Genomic DNA, 17628 nt, shown 5'->3' with positions numbered 1-17628 from the left:
TACCAGCTCGTAGCCTGCTTTTATAACGTCTCTCTAAAAATCCACCTAATTTCCAGAACCACTACTCACTGCTTCAAATAACTTGGGATTATCCGAGTAATCTATTGGAATATCGACGATTACCGGTCCTTTTTGTGCCAGTGTTTCGTGGAGCAATGATTTAAAATCAGAAGGATGTTTTAACTCATAACCCGTTGCTCCAAACGCCTTGGCAAAATTGATGATATCTACAGTACCAAAATCAACACCAGAACCACGTTTGTATTTCATCAGTTCCTGTTCTTTCACCATGTTGTAACAATTATCACGCCAGATAAAATGAACAAAATTTTGTTTGTGCCTTACTGCATTTTCCAATTCCATAGCTGAAAATAAAAATCCTCCATCACCAGACAATGAAACGATTTGTTTATCTGGATGAACGAAATTCACAGCCATTGCCCAAGGTAAGCCCACTCCCAGAGTTTGTTGCCCATTACTAAATAATAAATGATGCGGTTCATAAGACAAAAAGTAACGAGCCATCCATATGTAAACAGAACCAATATCACAAACAACATAGGCATCATCATCAATTGCATTTCTTAATTCGTGAATAAAATGCAAGGGATGCAATAAATTCCCTTTTGATAAATGCTCACCGCTTTGAATAATTTTTTGATGCATATCATGATAAGGTTTCACATGTTTGTCATTCTGAGAAACCATAGATGCATTGAGTAAATCGGTTAAAGCAGCTATATTCGCATCCACATCACCCAGTAATTCATATTTCGGCTGATAGGTTTCATGAATTTTTGCTGGTAAATAATCAATATGAATGATGGTTCTTTCTTTACCCACATTCCAGGTTTCAGGGTCATACTCTGCCATATTTAACCCAACAGTAATGACAACATCAGCCTTATTCAAGAGTTGATCACCGGGTTGATTGCAAAACAGACCGACCCGTCCAGCAAAACAGGAAACCAAACTCCTTGAAACCACACCAGCAGCCTGAAAAGTTCCCACTGTGGGTAGATGGGTCTTATCTAATAAAGCACGGATAGCTTGGGTATTTTCTGGTCGGCTTGCCTCTTGTCCTAATAATAAAACAGGGAATTGTGCCGCATTTACTGTATCGGCTACGGCTTGTAAAGACTGCTGATGCGCAATGCCATAACGAATATCGGCCAAGGGTTTAATTACTGGCGCATTAACCATTTCGGTTAAGACATCCTGGGGTAAACTGATAAAACATGCGCCTCTTTTGGGTGCAGTAGCACAACGAAATGCATTAGCAAAAACCTCGGGAATCATTTGTGGCACTAATACCTCAACGCTGGTTTTAGTGACGGGAGCCATTAACGCAACGTTATTCGTATTTTGATGGGATTCTTTTAAAGCCATGCTACGCGGAACATTACCTCCAATAGCAACTATAGGATCGCCTTCAGTAGTAGCAGTCAATAATCCAGTAGCCAGGTTAGAAACACCGGGGCCGGAAGTAACTAGAACCACTCCGGGTTTTCCGGTCAAACGGCCATATGCCTGCGCCATAAAAGCTGCATTTTGCTCGTGTCGGCACAAAACCAATTGAATGGAGGAATCTTCCAGCGCATCAAAAACGGTATCAATTTTCGCCCCGGGAATACCAAATACAAATTCAACGCCCTGTGCTTCCAAACACTTCACAACAAGCTGACCACCTTTCAATTTTCCCATGATTCCATCCAATTCCTATTATCCCTGGTACTACAAGTGTAGCTTGATTGACGCAAGAGGGGCAACTGAAGCAACTCTATATTCGCCTGTAACTGCTTACAATCCCCCAGGTCAACAAAAATTGAGCAACGTAATAGGTAAACATCACAAATATCCGTGTATCTGCCTGCGGATAAAGAAACAAATTAAGGGCAAGACTTAAATCGGATATCAAAAAAAATAATGCCCCGCTTCCTATGGTTAAACAATCGCTCTGGACTTGAAAAGCACTAAAAGCCATGCACATTAACACACAAAAATAAATCATCACTGGGATTAACAAGGCTCCCAGGTAGGGAATCATCAGACAGGCAATAATCCCCATGATCAACAAAACAGGAGCAAAGTACGCCAAATGAACTGCATTGAATTTAAAAGACTTTAAAAAAAGAGCGATATAACAGCAATGTGCCAATAAAAAACAACCAATACCCAACTCTAACTGCACTGCAACAGGGACGGTCAATATAATATCACCCGCCATCGAAAACCCAAGCGCAGCGATTAACACTATTTTGGTCCATGACACCATGTCGCGTTGTAACACCGCAACGATTAAACACGCGATAGGAATCGGTTTTAATAACGTATTGAGAGGAAACCCAATGAATGATACTAATATGAGATAAAGCGCTGCGAAACCTAAAAACACTTTCGATGCTGGTTTGGGTAAAACATATGCCATGATCAATCCCTTATTCAGTTAGTCCTGAAAATTTTTATTTATTGAATATGCTCTAACCCAACTTTGGCTTGGTCACTGCAGTTTTGGGGGCACTATCCCCATAAAGATAAGAATTAACCAGAACCAAAGCACCCTCAGTTAAAGACAAAGCGACCCCGGACATTTTAATAACATCCAAAAAGGGACTCACATCACCGCTGCTGGCGTAGGTTTCATATGCTTCTGCGGCCAACAGCAAAAAACCGACAGTAAACTGTACTCCTCCCACTATCTGTCCCATATAGGAATAAGCTGAATCATCCCCTTTATTTCTATAGTATCGATTACCAAAAAATCCTATAGCTCCAACAACCATTCCACCTACTGCGGTCACAATATTATTATTGGTTAAATGATCAGTTGCTTTACCCAGCGCATAAAGAATAGCCGGCCCCCTGGTAGCAAGCTGAACATTCAGTTTTCTGGCACTTTCATATACATCAGCGCCTAATTGATTGTTGCCTTGTAAATTACTATCCGATAGTTCTTGCTCGTATTTTTCCTGAGTCATATCTTACTCCTTTATTTTAGAACCCCTGCTTCGTTTCATTTCCCTAATCAGGAACTGGTGCTCATTTTACTTAAAGTTCATTGAATAGACACTATTTTTTCTAATTAGAGGATCAAATCAAAAACCTGAGCTATAGTTAAAATAACTTATAAAAATAACAATGGAATATGAAATTCCGAGTGGGGGGGAACCATGTACATGCGCTGGCTAGGGATAGCTTCATTTTTTATTTTGCTCAATACTTCCTGTTTTGCTGAAGAACATGAAATTGCGATAACAATTGATGACTTGCCCTTCGTAGGCTCTGGCACCAGTACCCCCGCAAACTTAAAAAGAACACAAGAACGATTTATGGCCATTGTTAATACATTGGTGGAAAATCAGGTACCCGCCACAGGTTTTGCCATAGGCGGTGCTGTGGCCAAAAATGAATGGGAATTATTAGAAACGTTTCGTAATCAAGGCCTAACCATAGGCAATCATACCTATACTCATAAAAGTTTAAATGGTATGTCTGCAGAAAAATATATAGCAGATATTGAACGAGCAGACACCAAGCTTGCACAGGTGATGACAGAGCCTAAATACTTCCGTTACCCCTACCTTGCTGAAGGAAGCGGTGAAAAGAAACAAAAAGTTCAGGAGTGGCTGGCTGAGCATCAATACACCATAGCTCCGGTGACTGTAGACAGCAAGGATTATGAATTTAACGCACAATTCTATAGAATTCCCTACAGAAAAAGACCGCAAAGTATCAATTCTTTTAAAAAACGATATCTGGCTTATATCTGGAGCCAAACGTTAAGAGCGGACAAGAAAGCAAAAAAAGTAGAAGGCCAACCGATAAAACATATTCTACTTATTCATGCAAACTTGCTGAATAGTTTGTGCCTGGCAGACATAATCGAAATGTATCGAAGTAATGGTTATAAATTTATAACGCTGGCAGAAGCTTTAAAAGGCAATACTGCTCCAGTGATTAATGATGCTCCAACAGCTATTCCTGCCGCTGAGACGGAGAACAATGAAGAGACTAAATCACAATAATCGAGTCCGAGTATTATTCCCCATAAATTCTCAAGGCCGCGCCTTTGGCGCGGTTTCCTGAACATATTGATAATCTGGAAAAGAGTAAAAAGTATGAAGCTCTCAGGCCAGTTTTTCTATTCGAGAAACTGCATGACGTGGCAAGAGCAGCCAATAATGACCTTCATTTTTCATGTGACCGGCAATTAAAGTCGCTTTCTCACCGCCACCCCAAAATACATCACCTCGAACCTTACCGCGAATAGCACCCCCGGTATCCTGAGCAATCATTAATCGCTGCATGGGCTTATTCACATTGGGATCCTTGCTGTCCGGCCTTGTAGTACTAAGCCAAAGAGGAGCTCCCATAGGTATCCACTCTCTATCGATAGCAAGCGAATATCCCGGGGTCAGTGCAACACCTTGAGAGCCTAAGGCACCTTCCAAAGATAACTTACGAAAGAATACAAAGGATTTATTTTTATTGAGGATCTTATCCATCTCTTTGGGATGAGCTTCCAAATAGCGCTTGATTGCCTGCATCGACGCATTGTGTTTGGTCATGATGCCTTTTTTAATTAAAACACCAGCGATGGCGGTATAAGGTGCGCCATTTTGCCCATCATAACCAACAAAAACGCGTGATCCGTCTTCAAGCTCTACTATCCCTGAACCTTGAATTTCCAGGAATAATCGGTCGATAGGACTGTGAATCCAAAGCAGTACTTTTGCAGTGTCTTTAATCGCTCCCTTGTTGATTTCCTCGCGAGTATAGAACGGCACCATTTTATTCCCTGAGATACGTCCAACCAGTTTGCGGTTTTTCATATGAGGGATAAAAAGTCCCAAATCGATAGTCATTAAATTAGAGGGCAATTCATAAAGAGGAACACTGAATTCATCAGATTTCTTGTAACTGCCTTTTAACAACGGCATATAATAACCAGTGAATAAACCCTTTACCGGTTCTCCATCATAGAACTCAACTGGAGAAAACCATTTCTGAAAAAACAATTTTGCCGATTTTTCGCTAACCGGATTGAGTTTAAGCGCGGCATGACAAGCTGGTTGCCAATCCTTAGCTTGCAAATCAATTTGATTGGTTCCAACAACGCGTTCCGGATCCTGTTTGATAAACGCACGACAGGACGTTTGAAATGCCATCAAGGATTTTTTGAATTCGGCAGCTTCCCAACCCGGTAATTGATTAAAATTAACCTGACGAAAAGCGGGTTTAGGTGACTCAAGCCACCATACCGAAACACCAATGCCCATGAGTACCAGGGCTGCTGTAAAATAGATAATTTTTGATTTCATAAGAGTTCAAATTTTACACGTGATGGAGGAAATTGCAACTAAATTTTATGGAAGATGGCAGAAAGCACCTTAATATAACCTTCGGCCTTATTGTTTTTATTCAATTTTTTTCAAAGTCATTTTCTTGAAAAAGAGCCGTCAATTAATCTGTAATGATATCAGTTTCAAAGCATTCACATAGGCTAATAAGTTACGAATGGATTCATCATTTGCACTTGCAAAAGCAGCGTGATGATCAATGTTAGTTACAAAGTCACCAAAAGTCTGGCTTAAATTCAAACCAGCTGTACTGTTCTGGAGATTAAAGGACTCAATCAGTTTTTTTTCATGAGAAAGCAGATCAAACTGGAACAATAAGGCGGTTTCGTGAGCCTTTTTCAAATCTATGGTAACCAGTATATGACTGATAGTTGCCTGAACAATAACCAGAGACTCAAAGCGCTGAGTTAAAGCACTTAAAAGATTTTGTTTCTTAAGACTTAATTGCTCATTGCCCAATGACGTGATTAACCCCCTGGACAGCCAAAAAAGATTGGCCAAATCATGAAGTGAGCGTTGATCCTCTGCAACCAGAATAACTTGTTCTAAATTGAAGGCAATAAAACGATACAATTTGTCTATATAACGTTTTAATATAGTCCAAACATCAGAACGCCACACCACATTGGCGACAATAATGGTTGCCGTAATTCCGATAATAATTCCAGCAAGTCTTTGTAACGGTGGATCAAGTCCTATGGGTGGACCGCCCTGTTGGGCTAGTGTAATGATTAACGCAATATTGGCCTGTAAACCAATGTATGAATATTCAGTCATCTTGAACATGAAATAGCTAAACGCCCAGACAAAAAACAATAAGATGATAATCAACTCATACAAATTCATCTCAAATACAGCTAATGAAATTAACCCTACTCCTCCACCTAAAAAACAGCCCATAAACCGATGAATACTCACGTGTTTCATATCAAAAAGATTTTTACCTTTTATTGATATAACCAAACTGGAGATGATTCCATTTAATCCACCAGGCCAATTGCTGACAAACCAAAATCCCAAAGCCAATAGAACGGATAATCCTGCTTTAATGCAATGTTTAATCAAGTCATAATCCGAACGTAAGCGCTGTTGCTTACTAATAACTTTGTATTTTGGAGTAATTGCTACAGGTTCTGGTGAAGATAGTGATTTAATGAGAATGAAATTTTGATTGAGCTGTTTCACATAATTGATAAAAGAATAAATAAATTCACTTTTTACTGATAAATTATTTTTTTTTCTATTAACCCTTTGTTCAAAATCAGCCAAGACATCGCTTGTTTGCAACACTATAACTTCTGTTTGACGGAGGTCAAATTTAGTTTGAAATTCTAATAAATCATGCTCAATAGCAGTAAATAATGGATCGATATCCAATTTTTTTAGTGAATTTAACTCAGTAACTTGCGGCTGAAGTATGATGAGGTACTGAAACTGCCGCGAAATGGCATACAGTGTATCCATATAGGCTCTAAACCTATCCACATGCTCTTTTTTAACACCAATTTCCTGATTTAATGCGCCGATCAACTCAATCGCGGTGCGTATTTTTTTCTTAATTTTTAAATTGCGCTCAGCCAGTTCAGAAGAATTGACATCGGGATGGATTAGCAATTGATGCAATACTTTAAATTCAGCTAAAAACTCATCAAAAATATCATGGACCTGTACCACCATATTGTCTTTGATATGATTGGGAAAAACAGCATAAGCATTTACAGCTGCGACAAAAACCCCTATTCCTATTTCAACAGGTCGCCAGATTGCAACAAAAAAAGCATTTTGCGGATTTAATGCAAGCTGTGAAATAACAATAAAAATACATAAAGCACCTAACAAATAAGCATAACCGTGTTTGCTGTAATTAAAAAAATAGACACTGACTGCAATAACCAGAAAGCAACACACCAAATACAAAAGAAAACTGTTTACAACAAGCCCTGCAATAAAATACCCAAGAAATGCACCGGCAATAGTGCCTAGAATACGCATCGTTGCTTTATCGATAATACTGCCTGTATACAAATTGGATACAATAACAACGGTCATTCCTGACCAATACGGGGTCTCCAAATGAAATTTAAAAGAAATCAAAATAGCAACCAATGCTGCTATGGCAGTTCTTAATGCAGCCCGATTTTCAACGCTTTGAGGCCAAAAGAACACCCGTTCACCTATAGGTTATTGTTGTAGCGCTGGCCCCGATGCGCATGGGATAGTCATCGGTCAGATCATCGATATAGATACGTACAGGAAAGCGCTGAGCAATTCGGATCCAATCTTCAGTGGCCTTCATATAAACCAAAGTTGAATTGGCAACATTACCCTGGGCTACACGATTAATCCCCCAACCGATACTGTTTACATGACCATGAAAGACTTTACCCGGATACATATCAATCATGATTTCAGCTTTATCCCCGGGTTTAATCATACGAATTACAGTTTCCCGGTAGCGCGTTTCTACCCACCATTGTTTTGTTTCAATTAAAGCGAACAAACCTTCACCCACAGTGATGTATTGACCAATACGCAAATTAAAATTGGTAATGTATCCGTCTTCAGGCGCAATGAGCGTGGTGTGATTTCTTAAGTAAATAGCCTGATCCAACTCTGCCTGTGCCGCTAAAATCTGATTATCATCCAAATTCGTTTGCGCAATTTTTAACTCTTGTTCTGCTTCGGCAATCGCTGCTTCCTGTTCCTTCATTTTATCCATCAGATTGATAAGGGTAATTTCAGGGACATCACCCTTCGATTCTAATGGTCGATAACGTTTATAATGATCCTGAGTTAAATTCAACATGATCCGGCTTTGCTTTAATTTTTGTTCTGCCTTGATTACAGCTAACTTGTCGTTCTCATAATTTAATTTGGCTATATTCAATTTCGCTTTTGCTTGCTCGACGGCATAAATATAAGGAAGAGGATCTATCTCAATGAGCTTATCTCCCTTCTTAACGGTCTGGTTTTCTCTGACGTATAATCGAGTCACGGGACCCGCGACTAAAGAAGCCATATTGACTAAATTTGCAGAAACGTATGAATCATTTGAACGAGTATCGTAATAGGCAAAATATCGATAGCAGCCGTATCCGACCATCAATAATAAAGCCACACTGATTTGTGGCCAATATTTAAATTCGGAAACATTGAATAAACGCATCCATGAAACCTTTTTATTATTTATATTTATAACAATACAACCTTGACACCACATACTCAAGCGAATCCAGAGGCATTATGACCAAGGACGATTACCACTGCTACTCCCATTCTACATCGGGGATATAGCGCCAACTGCTGATACCCGCAGAGACTCGATGCGCCTCGCCCTGACATGATGCAGAGGCAATGGCCTTTATATCCCTGATCTGTAAAACAGATGAGGCAGGATTGTGCTCATCAGAGCGCTGCAATAATGTGATTCGAAAATGATGAGTTGAAAGCAACTTCCCTTTTTTCTCTACAACCATACAAGGAAAATCTCCCAGGTCTTCAATCAAATACCTGTATCGTAACGTGTCTCCATCCACCAAACAGCCATCATCACGCACTAATTGCCCAATCACCTTATTTGCACCTTTCTCGGAAATAAAACAATCCTTATCGATATGTTGCGTTTGAATTTCCGTCAACCACATCAGAATATCTTCCATCTGATAAAAGTTCTGGTGCTGATATTCCTGTCGGTTTAAGGCTTTACTGTATAAAAGTACATGCTGCATGTTGGTAAGAATCAACAAACTGATAACCAGGAGCGTACACAGCGTCATCAAAAAAATAAACCCATCATAACGCCCCCTCATGTTCCGCGAACCACAACGATGAACTCATGCGTCTTATCGTGTTCTAGCCCCATGGTTACCTTAAGAACGTTTTTGCCACGGATTTTTTGCTGGGTAGTCCGAAGTGAATGAATAAGCGGGGATAGCTCCTCGGACTGTGCCAACTGATAATGCAGGGTATTAATATGTTGTGGATTCGATTTAATGAACCATTGTTCTTCGAGCCATTCACCTGCGTACAGAGGCTGTTTGTAATTGAACCTCCTGGGTTTGACTAAAGTAATATGCTGCCCTCCTTCCCGCTGTTCGACTTTTAAAATCTGATGTACTTCAGCGTGGGTACAATCCGCAATAACTAATGGTCGACGCTCATTGAATACGACAGAGGAATGAACAACCAACTCTGTCGGGCTTAGGAATGAAGCACGTTCAGAAAATACATCACTCATTCGATTAATGCGGATAAAGGATCTCGAATTATTTTCACTTTTAATACCCCAAAGAGTTTCACCTATCTTGCGCCTGTCGGCTGTCTTTAATTGCTCTATACCCAGACATGGAGTAAATCCGGCTCTTCTAATGCTGTCAGTTAACAAATCAGAGACCCACTGCAACTCAAAACGCTCCTCAAGAATTTTTTGATACTCCAGATACTGACCTTTAGTCATTAAATACATGTGAATCAGGGTCGTTATAATGATACTGGCCAAAAAAAGACTGATTAACAGCTCAGATAAACTGAAACCAGATTGTCTGTTCATTAGGCCACACCTCTTTTTCGTATTTTTCGGGTTATGGATTCTGAGCGATTGAACCATTCAACACGCACAATCAAATAGTCTGTTTCATTTCGAACTTTGAGAAGATAGGGAGATGGCACTGAGGGTATTTTATTCATTTGACCGTAGAGTGATTCCGTCACACGATCAATAATCTGTAATACCTCTGCATGGGCTATTAATTGGTTGATGAATTGACGAATGTTCCAATGCTGTTGTAATAAGGCCAGTGCAATAGTAGTCACCAGCATTAAAGAAACCAGCACTTCAATAAGGGAAAAGCCCTTAAGATGCTTCATGATAATTCTTCCTGAGGTTGGATGCCGGCGCAAGATTAACGCCCTATTGTTTAAAATGCAACAATAATGGATCTACATACACGCAAAAGCGCGGATTAATACATGAAGGCGTGTGTTAAAAATTACGAGTAGGTCCGGCCCTGGCCCAATGGCACTACCTACGCTTAAAACTGAGAGCCTCGTTCAAGACTTAGCCAAAGTAATTTCATTCGTGACAGCAAGGGCTGGCTTAGGTAAGATGAAATTCAATTTTTTGGAAAGGAACTCTTTATGGCCATTGATTTTCAACAACTACCCCATCCAGGAATACGCTCCCTGGTTCCCTATAAACCAGGAAAATCAATAGAGGAGTTAGCTCGCGAAAAAGGGATTAGCGATATAATCAAGTTAGCCTCGAATGAAAATCCACTAGGTTGCAGTCCTCACGCATTAATTGCATTACGAACTATGCCCTCTCAGATCATTGCAACCTATCCCTCACCAATCAATCACCCATTAATGCCAAGGCTGGCAACTCAACTGGGTATAAGTACTGATCAATTATTTCTTAGTAATGGCTCTGATTTCATAGTCAGTATCTTATTGAATAGTTTTGCATTGCACACAAACAAACATATTCTGACTCATGATTACGCGTTCAGTACCTATGCCATTCAGGCCAATACCTTAAACATTCCTGTCCATAGTGTTCCTATCAAAGACAATTGGCAAATCAATTGCGAGAATCTTATCAATGCCTGCACCGATCAAACGGCTTTGATTTTTTTAGCCAACCCCAATAATCCAACGGGGTTATTAACCAGCCAGGAAGAAATCAACTATTTACTAGAGCAGATCCCCGCTTCTACCTTGTTGGTTCTTGATGAAGCCTATTATGAATACGCTGCTCGGGCGATGAGTTGCAACAGTATTGATTGGTTGAAAAAACATCCAAATTTAGTAATTACCCGCACATTTTCAAAAATCTACGGAATGGCTGGATTACGTTTGGGTTATGCCATTGCAAATCCCGATATTATTTCCATCTTACGCCGAGTTCAATTGCCTTTTACTGTAAACCAGGCAGCACTTACAGCCGCCCAAGCAGCTTTGGATGATGAGGAGTTTATTCAAAGAAGCATCCAAACCAATAACGAGGGAATGATTCAGATGCAAGATGGTTTTGAACGGTTGCACCTCAGTTATTTACCTTCTTTATGTAATTTTCTTTCCTTTGATTGCAAAGAAGATGGCATAGGGCTTTATAATTATTTACTGAATAGTGGTATTATTGTAAGACCGCTTCATGCCTATAAAATGAACAATTACATAAGGGTCACTATAGGAACCAAAGAGCAAAATTCTCGATTTCTAACTGCCCTGAATAACTATTATCGATAATTAAAGGAAATAATATGACAAGTGATTTAAGCAGCAAACATTGTGAGTCCTGTGAAGGCATAGGTGCAGCATTAACAGCAGAGCAAATTAAAAACTTAATGCCACAGCTTAATAAACAATGGCAAGTCACATCAGACAACAAAATAATCAAGCGCTCATTTTCATTCAATAATTTTTATGAAACTATGGCCTTCGTGAACGCAATAGCATGGACAGCCAATGTTGAAAATCACCATCCAGATCTTGAAGTTGGGTACAATTACTGCCGAGTGAGTTTTATGACGCATGCACTCAATGGGTTAACTCATAATGATTTTATATGCGCTGCTAAAATTGACAAATTACTTGAGGAATAACCTTTCTTCACCAAAGTAGTCTGGATTATATCCATTAGCCCACCTTGATTTTTATAAACAGTAGATTGTCTTGTTTAAGTACTCAAACAAGACAATCTACTCTACTCATCACTTAAGGACGATCATCCAGATCTTTACGCTGACTGGGTAAAAAGTCTTTTCTATCCAATCCCATAGCGACAGCCAGAGCTCCAGCTACATAAATTGATGAATAAGTACCAATAACAATTCCAATGATTAGGGCTAAAGAGAAACCATGAATAGTCTCACCACCATAAACAAACAACGCCACGACAACAAATAAAGTTAACATGGACGTCATAATGGTTCTGGATAAAGTCTGATTTATCGAGATGTTCATGATATCAACAGGACTGGTACGACGAATTTTAACAAAATTCTCGCGAACCCTGTCAAAAACAACGATGGTATCATTCAAAGAGTAGCCAATTACAGCGAGCAATCCAGCCAATGCTTTAAGATCAAACTCAATACCAAACAATGCAAAGATACCAAGGATTAATACCGGATCATGTACCAGAGCGACTGCAGAACTTACAGCGAGTCGGTATTCAAAACGCATGGCAATGTAGATCATGGTAGCTAATAAGGAAACAATAATAGCCAAGGCTCCTTTTGTTGCAAGCTCCTGGCCTACTTGCGGCCCTACAAAATCAACTCGCTGCTTGGTAGCACCGGGTAAAGCAGACATGACCTCATCGACAAGACGAGCTGGTTCTTTATCGGCACGTGGGGCAATGCTGATTAGTACGTCTTTAGAGGTACCATAACTTACAACCTGGGCTTCTTTAAAGCCAATTTTAGCCAGATTCTCCCTGATTAAGGGCAAATCTGCGGCAGTGGTATAGGTGACTTCTATTTGTGTTCCACCGGTAAAATCAAGTCCCCATTTCAACCCATTCACTAACAGGGCTCCAATAGAAACAACGAAAATTAAGATAGAGAACAGCGCCGTCCAGCGGCGTGCTCCCATAAAGTCCACTTTTGAATTTGGATTAAAAAATTCCATCTGAGCCTCGCCTTATATGCCTATAGATAATTTTTTAACGGTACGACCGCCATAATACCAATTGACTATTGCCCGGGTATACGTAATGGCTGTCAACATTGAAGTTAATAGACCTAAGGACAAAGTCACAGCAAACCCACGAACTGGACCAGTACCTACCGCAAACAAAATGATGGCGACTATCAGGGTAGTCACATTCGCATCAAGAATGGTAGAAAAAGCACGCTCATATCCTGCATGAATTGCAGCTTGAGGAGATAATCCTAAACGCAACTCCTCGCGAATACGCTCGTAAATCAATACGTTCGCATCTACGGCCATACCCACTGTCAAAACTATCCCTGCAATTCCCGGTAGAGTCAACGTTGCGTCAATGATTGACAATAACGCGCTAAGAAGTACCAGGTTAAGTAATAAAGCGAAGTTAGCGATCAATCCGAAGAAGCGGTAGTAGACCAGCATCAACACTAAAATTAACCCCATCCCAACTTCCAAAGAAATGATTCCGCGACGAATATTTTCTTTACCTAAAGTCGGTCCAACTGTACGCTCTTCAATAGGGTAAATAGCAGCAGGTAATGCCCCGGCCCTCAGTAACAGAGCCAAATTGCTGGCTTCTTTACTGTCAGTAAGTCCTGTAATCTGGAAATTACTTCCTAAAGCATTCTGAATCACAGGAGCACTGATGACCCGCTCTTCTCGATGTGTCACTCGTGTTTCAACACCATTAACATTTTGTATGGTATTTTTGGTTTCAACGTACACGATTGCCATACGTTTTCCAATATTCTCACGAGTCACTTTAGTAAATAGACTTTCACCACCCCCGCCTAATTGAATTTGAACCGCAGGAGTTGCTGTTTGCTGATCGAAACTGGATACCGCGGAGGTAATCGAGTCACCGCTCAATACAACCTGACGTTTCAAGAGTATGGGATGTCCATCCATCGAATACAATTTATCACTAACAGGCACTACTCCTGTTTGTTTGGCAATCTGAGGATCATTATCTTGATCAACCAGATAAAATTGTAAGGTCGCGGTGCCGCCCAGAATCTGTTTGGCTCTGGCCGCATCCTGAATACCGGGTAAATCAACAGCAACGCGGGTCGCACCTTGTTGTTGAACAACCGCTTCACCCACACCTAACTCATTAACCCTGTTTCGCAGAATACTCATTGTTTGTTCTATAGTATTCTGTCTAATGCTGTTTAACTCGGCAGGAGAAATTGAAGCCAGGACTCCATTTTTAACCTTGCTCTTGATGAAGACCACTTCCGGTATTTTTTGTTTGAGTTCAGCCAATGCATTTTCCATGGATTCTGAATCACGGAAGCGCAAATCAATTCCTTTGTCAGGGACATAACGAATACCCGAATACCGAACACCAATTTCTCTCAGTTCCTGGCCAATATTCTTCATAATACCTTCATAGCGGCGACTGATCACACTTTCCACATCGACTTCAAGAAGAAAATGAACCCCGCCTCGAAGATCAAGACCTTGTTTCATTGGATCAGCATGTATTGTTGCCATCCACTGTGGGGTCGTTGATGCCAGGTTTAATGCCACTGTGTACTTACTTCCCAGTGCATTTTTGATGACATCCTGAGCCAATAATTGTGCATCAGTTGAAGAAAACCCCACTTCAACGCCCTGATTTTCAATAATAAGAGAAGTGTAATCAACCTTGGCTGCCTTCAATGCTTCTTCTACCTTGGCTTTTAAAGCTTCTTTATCATCAGCGTCCTCAGCTGAAATCTGAACGACAGGATGCTCAGTGTATAAATTAGGTATGGCATAAATAAATCCGATGACCACAATAAGAATCAGCATCAGATTTTTCCATAGAGGGTATTTATTTTGCATTTGCGTGTCCCTATGACAAACTTAAAGAGATTTTAAAGTGCCTTTTGGCAATACGGTACTTACTGCGCCTTTTTGCATGTTAATCTCAATACCTTCAGCAGGGCTGATTTTGATGTACTGCTCATCCAAACTAACCACTTTGGCTAACATACCTCCCGTAGTAATGATCTCATCGCCTTTTTTCAAGCGACTGATTAATTCACGGTGTTCTTTCGCTTTTTTATTTTGTGGTCTGATTAACATAAAATAAAACAATACAAAGATTGCAGCGATCATAATTAGCGAAAATGTTCCATCATTTTGTGCAGCGGGTGCAGTAGTTGTGGCTGCGGCTAATGCATCACTAATAAAAAAACTCATAAAATCTCCTCAAATCTACCATTAATTTATTGCAATAAGATTTATTGACCATTCGATTGTTCAATTACCCATAAACAGCTGCATACCCTGGATTATCCAAGGTTCGTAGTGATTATAGAGCGCTTGTCAACAGACCCTAAACTTTATTCGCCAAAGTTGTTGAAACTCCGATAAAATATCTACTGACTGTTGGATTAAAGTCTATTGTTCAACAGCGTGACATCATATAGCGAATTGCACCTAAGGTAAATGAAAGGAATCAATTTCCGTTTATTTTCAAGTTGAACATTGTGCCTGGAATACATTATGTTGAATTAAGAATCGCTGACACAACAAAGGGGTATGAAGATAAAGATGGTGCAAATATGCCTTGGTTAGTCGTTGGGAACATGTCGGGCATTGGCAATCAGGATCAATAACATCAAACTGCAACTCAGTGGACGAATTGGTTAAGTCTACCGTTTCAGCACCAGAATATACTCTGCCCTGATAGGCAGCATGTGCCGGTTCATCAGACTCTATGTAATCAATCCCGGCGTCACAAAGATTGTGTATTAAATTCAAATCCAGGGTACCGCATAGGTACCGTGGCAGATGCGACCATTTGGACATCGATTGGGTAAGGGATTGGTGATCCTCTTGTTCATACTTAAAGTAGACTCCATGTCTTTTTTGGCAACCCTGATTGATCAAATCAGTAACTGGAATGAACGGAAGAATAGAATCATTCAATGTTTCCCACAAATCAGGAGCATCGTTTAAGGCATGTTCAGGCATTAGGAATACATCGGGCTTTAATGCGTTCACGAGTTCAAACAGTTCGGCATAATTTATTTTTATTCTGGCTCCATCAAAAGGAGAAACCAATACAAATACACCCTCCTTATTAGCCGAAAGACGGGATGCATTTAAAATTACGGTACTAGGCCAGCCCAGATATCCAGCCAGGCCATCAATTTTTTTTAATAGATTAACCCCTGGCTTTAATAATAAATCATCCAGATAGCATGCAACTGCTGTTGCCTTTGCCTGTTGCCAATTGGCCGAGGTCAGGCAGGAACCCGCTTCTGTTGTAACCACAGGTACATAATGATTCACTTTGCCTGACATCCCCTATCCTCCAACTAGACTAATAGACTTGTATCGCCGTAACTGAAAAATCGATACCTTTTATTGATTGCTTCCTGATAAAGATCCATCGCCTGTTGATGGCCTATAAATGCAGACACCAACATGAGTAATGTAGATTCTGGTAAGTGAAAATTCGTCATTAATCCATCACAGATCTTAAATTCATATCCAGGATATATAAATATATCCGTATCTCTGGTGCAAGGAGTTAACTCCCCCTCTCTGGCCGCACTTTCCAAACTGCGAAGCGTGGTTGTGCCTACAGCGATCACTCTGTTCCCGGCTGCTTTTGTCGCCTTAACTGCATCACATAATTCCGGCGTTAGAGTATATTGCTCACTATGCATTTTATGTTCTTTTATATTATCACAACGAACGGGTCTGAATGTTCCTGCGCCAACATGCAACGTGACATAGGCAATATTCACTCCTCGTGATTGCAAGCTGGAAATGACTGCATCATCGAAATGCAGCCCTGCAGTTGGTGCAGCAACAGAGCCTTCATATTTAGCATAAATGGTCTGATACCGTTCTTCGTCCAATGATTCATCATTACGAGAAATGTAAGGTGGTAACGGAATATGTCCCTGCGTATTTAAAAGTTCCAATGTCTCGCAATTGGATTTACAGATAAATAAATCATCATTTCTGTCCAATATTTCCAATTGATTTCCCTGCTCAAGCTGAATGATGCCTCCAGCCTTCAATGCTTTGCTGGTTTTAATATGAGCCAGAAAGGTATTAGGGCCAGTGATTCGCTCAACGAGTAACTCCACTTTCCCCCCAGTTAATTTATGACCGTAAAGTCGCGCAGGGATAACTTTACTGTTATTCATAACCAATAAATCGCCTGGATTTAAAAAATCTGCGATATCTCTAAATTGATAATGCCCATACTCACCTGTCTCACGACTGTAAGTTAATAACCTTGAATCACTCCTTTGGGGTAAGGGATATTGAGCGATCAGCTCTTCTGGCAAATCAAAATAAAAATCGTGCTTATTCATAATACAACCTGAAAATAAAGTGCTGGAATTATACACTGTTCTGTACGAATTAAACCATTTTTCATGGCTTTGTTCTCTGTACATGACAAAAAAAACGGTCTTGCCCGCACAGGCAGGCAACCATTCATCAAAATAAACCGATACCAAAGAGCCAGTGGAGATTATTATGTTCCACGATTAAACTCTCTTTCAACTCGCTGATACACTCCATATCACTTCCTTTTGGCGTTCGAGATGATATGATTTTTGGAGTATGTCAACGAGCTATC

General features: G+C 40.2%; 17 protein-coding genes. 3 read left to right on the top strand and 14 right to left on the bottom strand.

Translation table 11 applies throughout. The features are described from left to right. Positions 1-45 precede the first annotated feature (45 nt). The 3 genes from alsS to G543_RS0115375 form a co-directional block, all read right to left on the bottom strand. Positions 46-1704 carry an acetolactate synthase AlsS gene (gene alsS / locus G543_RS0115385; RefSeq protein ID WP_035922538.1) on the bottom strand — a complete coding sequence of 553 codons (1659 nt, stop codon included), beginning with the start codon at positions 1702-1704 and terminating at the stop codon, positions 46-48. Between the two features lie 76 nt (positions 1705-1780). After that, entirely contained in the window at positions 1781-2428 is a 648-nt protein-coding gene (locus G543_RS0115380) for a lysoplasmalogenase (protein WP_028385315.1), read from the bottom strand. A 52-nt stretch (positions 2429-2480) separates the two neighbouring features. Beyond that, positions 2481-2978, bottom strand: coding sequence for a hypothetical protein (locus G543_RS0115375; RefSeq protein WP_028385314.1), 498 nt, complete (start codon positions 2976-2978; stop codon positions 2481-2483). A gap of 192 nt (positions 2979-3170) precedes the next feature. Between G543_RS0115375 and G543_RS0115370 the strand changes: the two genes are divergently transcribed. Next, positions 3171-4025: a polysaccharide deacetylase family protein gene (locus G543_RS0115370; protein ID WP_028385313.1), complete on the top strand. Its 855-nt coding sequence runs from the start codon at positions 3171-3173 to the stop codon at positions 4023-4025. Positions 4026-4127: 102 nt separating this feature from the next. Here the strand turns inward: G543_RS0115370 and mltA are convergent, their stop codons facing one another. The 6 genes from mltA to G543_RS0115340 form a co-directional block, all read right to left on the bottom strand. Next, positions 4128-5321 (bottom strand): murein transglycosylase A, encoded by a 1194-nt coding sequence (gene mltA, locus G543_RS0115365; protein ID WP_028385312.1) that lies wholly within the window; start codon positions 5319-5321, stop codon positions 4128-4130. Between the two features lie 138 nt (positions 5322-5459). Continuing rightward, on the bottom strand, positions 5460-7526 hold the full coding sequence (locus tag G543_RS0115360) for an FUSC family protein (protein WP_035922536.1): 2067 nt from the start codon (positions 7524-7526) through the stop codon (positions 5460-5462). Positions 7527-7530: 4 nt separating this feature from the next. Further along, positions 7531-8526, bottom strand: a complete 996-nt coding sequence (locus G543_RS0115355; protein WP_028385310.1) for an HlyD family secretion protein — start codon at positions 8524-8526, stop codon at positions 7531-7533. A 100-nt stretch (positions 8527-8626) separates the two neighbouring features. Next, complete coding sequence (locus G543_RS0115350; protein ID WP_028385309.1) at positions 8627-9169, bottom strand: hypothetical protein; 543 nt, start codon at positions 9167-9169, stop codon at positions 8627-8629. Further along, positions 9166-9909: a PilW family protein gene (locus G543_RS0115345; RefSeq protein WP_028385308.1), complete on the bottom strand. Its 744-nt coding sequence runs from the start codon at positions 9907-9909 to the stop codon at positions 9166-9168. Before G543_RS0115345 ends, G543_RS0115350 begins: the two co-directional genes overlap by 4 nt. Continuing rightward, on the bottom strand, positions 9909-10226 hold the full coding sequence (locus G543_RS0115340) for a type IV pilus modification PilV family protein (protein ID WP_035922533.1): 318 nt from the start codon (positions 10224-10226) through the stop codon (positions 9909-9911). The genes G543_RS0115345 and G543_RS0115340 overlap by 1 nt, the downstream gene beginning before the upstream one ends. A 270-nt stretch (positions 10227-10496) precedes the next feature. On the opposite strand from G543_RS0115340, the gene hisC reads away from it, so the two are divergent. Both hisC and G543_RS0115330 read left to right on the top strand, forming a co-directional pair. Further along, complete coding sequence (gene hisC, locus G543_RS0115335; protein ID WP_028385306.1) at positions 10497-11606, top strand: histidinol-phosphate transaminase; 1110 nt, start codon at positions 10497-10499, stop codon at positions 11604-11606. A gap of 14 nt (positions 11607-11620) precedes the next feature. Further along, the gene (locus G543_RS0115330; protein ID WP_028385305.1) at positions 11621-11962 is read left to right on the top strand and encodes a 4a-hydroxytetrahydrobiopterin dehydratase; all 342 of its coding nucleotides are present in this window, start codon (positions 11621-11623) and stop codon (positions 11960-11962) included. 112 nt (positions 11963-12074) lie between these two features. On the opposite strand, the gene secF is transcribed toward G543_RS0115330, so the two are convergent. The 5 genes from secF to queA form a co-directional block, all read right to left on the bottom strand. After that, positions 12075-12992 carry a protein translocase subunit SecF gene (secF, locus tag G543_RS0115325; protein WP_028385304.1) on the bottom strand — a complete coding sequence of 306 codons (918 nt, stop codon included), beginning with the start codon at positions 12990-12992 and terminating at the stop codon, positions 12075-12077. A gap of 12 nt (positions 12993-13004) precedes the next feature. Beyond that, a complete protein-coding gene (gene secD / locus G543_RS0115320; RefSeq protein WP_028385303.1) occupies positions 13005-14861 on the bottom strand; it encodes a protein translocase subunit SecD in 1857 nt (618 codons plus the stop codon). A gap of 21 nt (positions 14862-14882) precedes the next feature. Further along, on the bottom strand, positions 14883-15221 hold the full coding sequence (gene yajC, locus G543_RS0115315; RefSeq protein ID WP_028385302.1) for a preprotein translocase subunit YajC: 339 nt from the start codon (positions 15219-15221) through the stop codon (positions 14883-14885). A 276-nt stretch (positions 15222-15497) separates the two neighbouring features. Continuing rightward, positions 15498-16331 (bottom strand): tRNA guanosine transglycosylase family protein, encoded by an 834-nt coding sequence (locus G543_RS0115310; protein WP_028385301.1) that lies wholly within the window; start codon positions 16329-16331, stop codon positions 15498-15500. Between the two features lie 14 nt (positions 16332-16345). Next, on the bottom strand, positions 16346-17359 hold the full coding sequence (queA, locus tag G543_RS0115305) for a tRNA preQ1(34) S-adenosylmethionine ribosyltransferase-isomerase QueA (protein ID WP_028385300.1): 1014 nt from the start codon (positions 17357-17359) through the stop codon (positions 16346-16348). Positions 17360-17628: the final 269 nt, after the last annotated feature.

The organism is Legionella moravica DSM 19234 (assembly GCF_000423305.1).
Classification (GTDB): domain Bacteria; phylum Pseudomonadota; class Gammaproteobacteria; order Legionellales; family Legionellaceae; genus Legionella; species Legionella moravica.
This window is presented reverse-complemented; position numbering and strand designations above follow the sequence as displayed.

Excerpts from the sequence above, each read along its gene's own strand:
- alsS (WP_035922538.1), bottom strand. The coding sequence starts at position 1,704 with ATGGGAAAATTGAAAGGTGGTCAGCTTGTTGTGAAGTGTTTGGAAGCA.
- G543_RS0115380 (WP_028385315.1), bottom strand. The coding sequence starts at position 2,428 with ATGGCATATGTTTTACCCAAACCAGCATCGAAAGTGTTTTTAGGTTTC.
- G543_RS0115375 (WP_028385314.1), bottom strand. The coding sequence starts at position 2,978 with ATGACTCAGGAAAAATACGAGCAAGAACTATCGGATAGTAATTTACAA.
- G543_RS0115370 (WP_028385313.1), top strand. The coding sequence starts at position 3,171 with ATGTACATGCGCTGGCTAGGGATAGCTTCATTTTTTATTTTGCTCAAT.
- mltA (WP_028385312.1), bottom strand. The coding sequence starts at position 5,321 with ATGAAATCAAAAATTATCTATTTTACAGCAGCCCTGGTACTCATGGGC.
- G543_RS0115355 (WP_028385310.1), bottom strand. The coding sequence starts at position 8,526 with ATGCGTTTATTCAATGTTTCCGAATTTAAATATTGGCCACAAATCAGT.
- G543_RS0115350 (WP_028385309.1), bottom strand. The coding sequence starts at position 9,169 with ATGAGGGGGCGTTATGATGGGTTTATTTTTTTGATGACGCTGTGTACG.
- G543_RS0115345 (WP_028385308.1), bottom strand. The coding sequence starts at position 9,909 with ATGAACAGACAATCTGGTTTCAGTTTATCTGAGCTGTTAATCAGTCTT.
- G543_RS0115340 (WP_035922533.1), bottom strand. The coding sequence starts at position 10,226 with ATGAAGCATCTTAAGGGCTTTTCCCTTATTGAAGTGCTGGTTTCTTTA.
- hisC (WP_028385306.1), top strand. The coding sequence starts at position 10,497 with ATGGCCATTGATTTTCAACAACTACCCCATCCAGGAATACGCTCCCTG.
- G543_RS0115330 (WP_028385305.1), top strand. The coding sequence starts at position 11,621 with ATGACAAGTGATTTAAGCAGCAAACATTGTGAGTCCTGTGAAGGCATA.
- secF (WP_028385304.1), bottom strand. The coding sequence starts at position 12,992 with ATGGAATTTTTTAATCCAAATTCAAAAGTGGACTTTATGGGAGCACGC.
- secD (WP_028385303.1), bottom strand. The coding sequence starts at position 14,861 with ATGCAAAATAAATACCCTCTATGGAAAAATCTGATGCTGATTCTTATT.
- yajC (WP_028385302.1), bottom strand. The coding sequence starts at position 15,221 with ATGAGTTTTTTTATTAGTGATGCATTAGCCGCAGCCACAACTACTGCA.
- G543_RS0115310 (WP_028385301.1), bottom strand. The coding sequence starts at position 16,331 with ATGTCAGGCAAAGTGAATCATTATGTACCTGTGGTTACAACAGAAGCG.
- queA (WP_028385300.1), bottom strand. The coding sequence starts at position 17,359 with ATGAATAAGCACGATTTTTATTTTGATTTGCCAGAAGAGCTGATCGCT.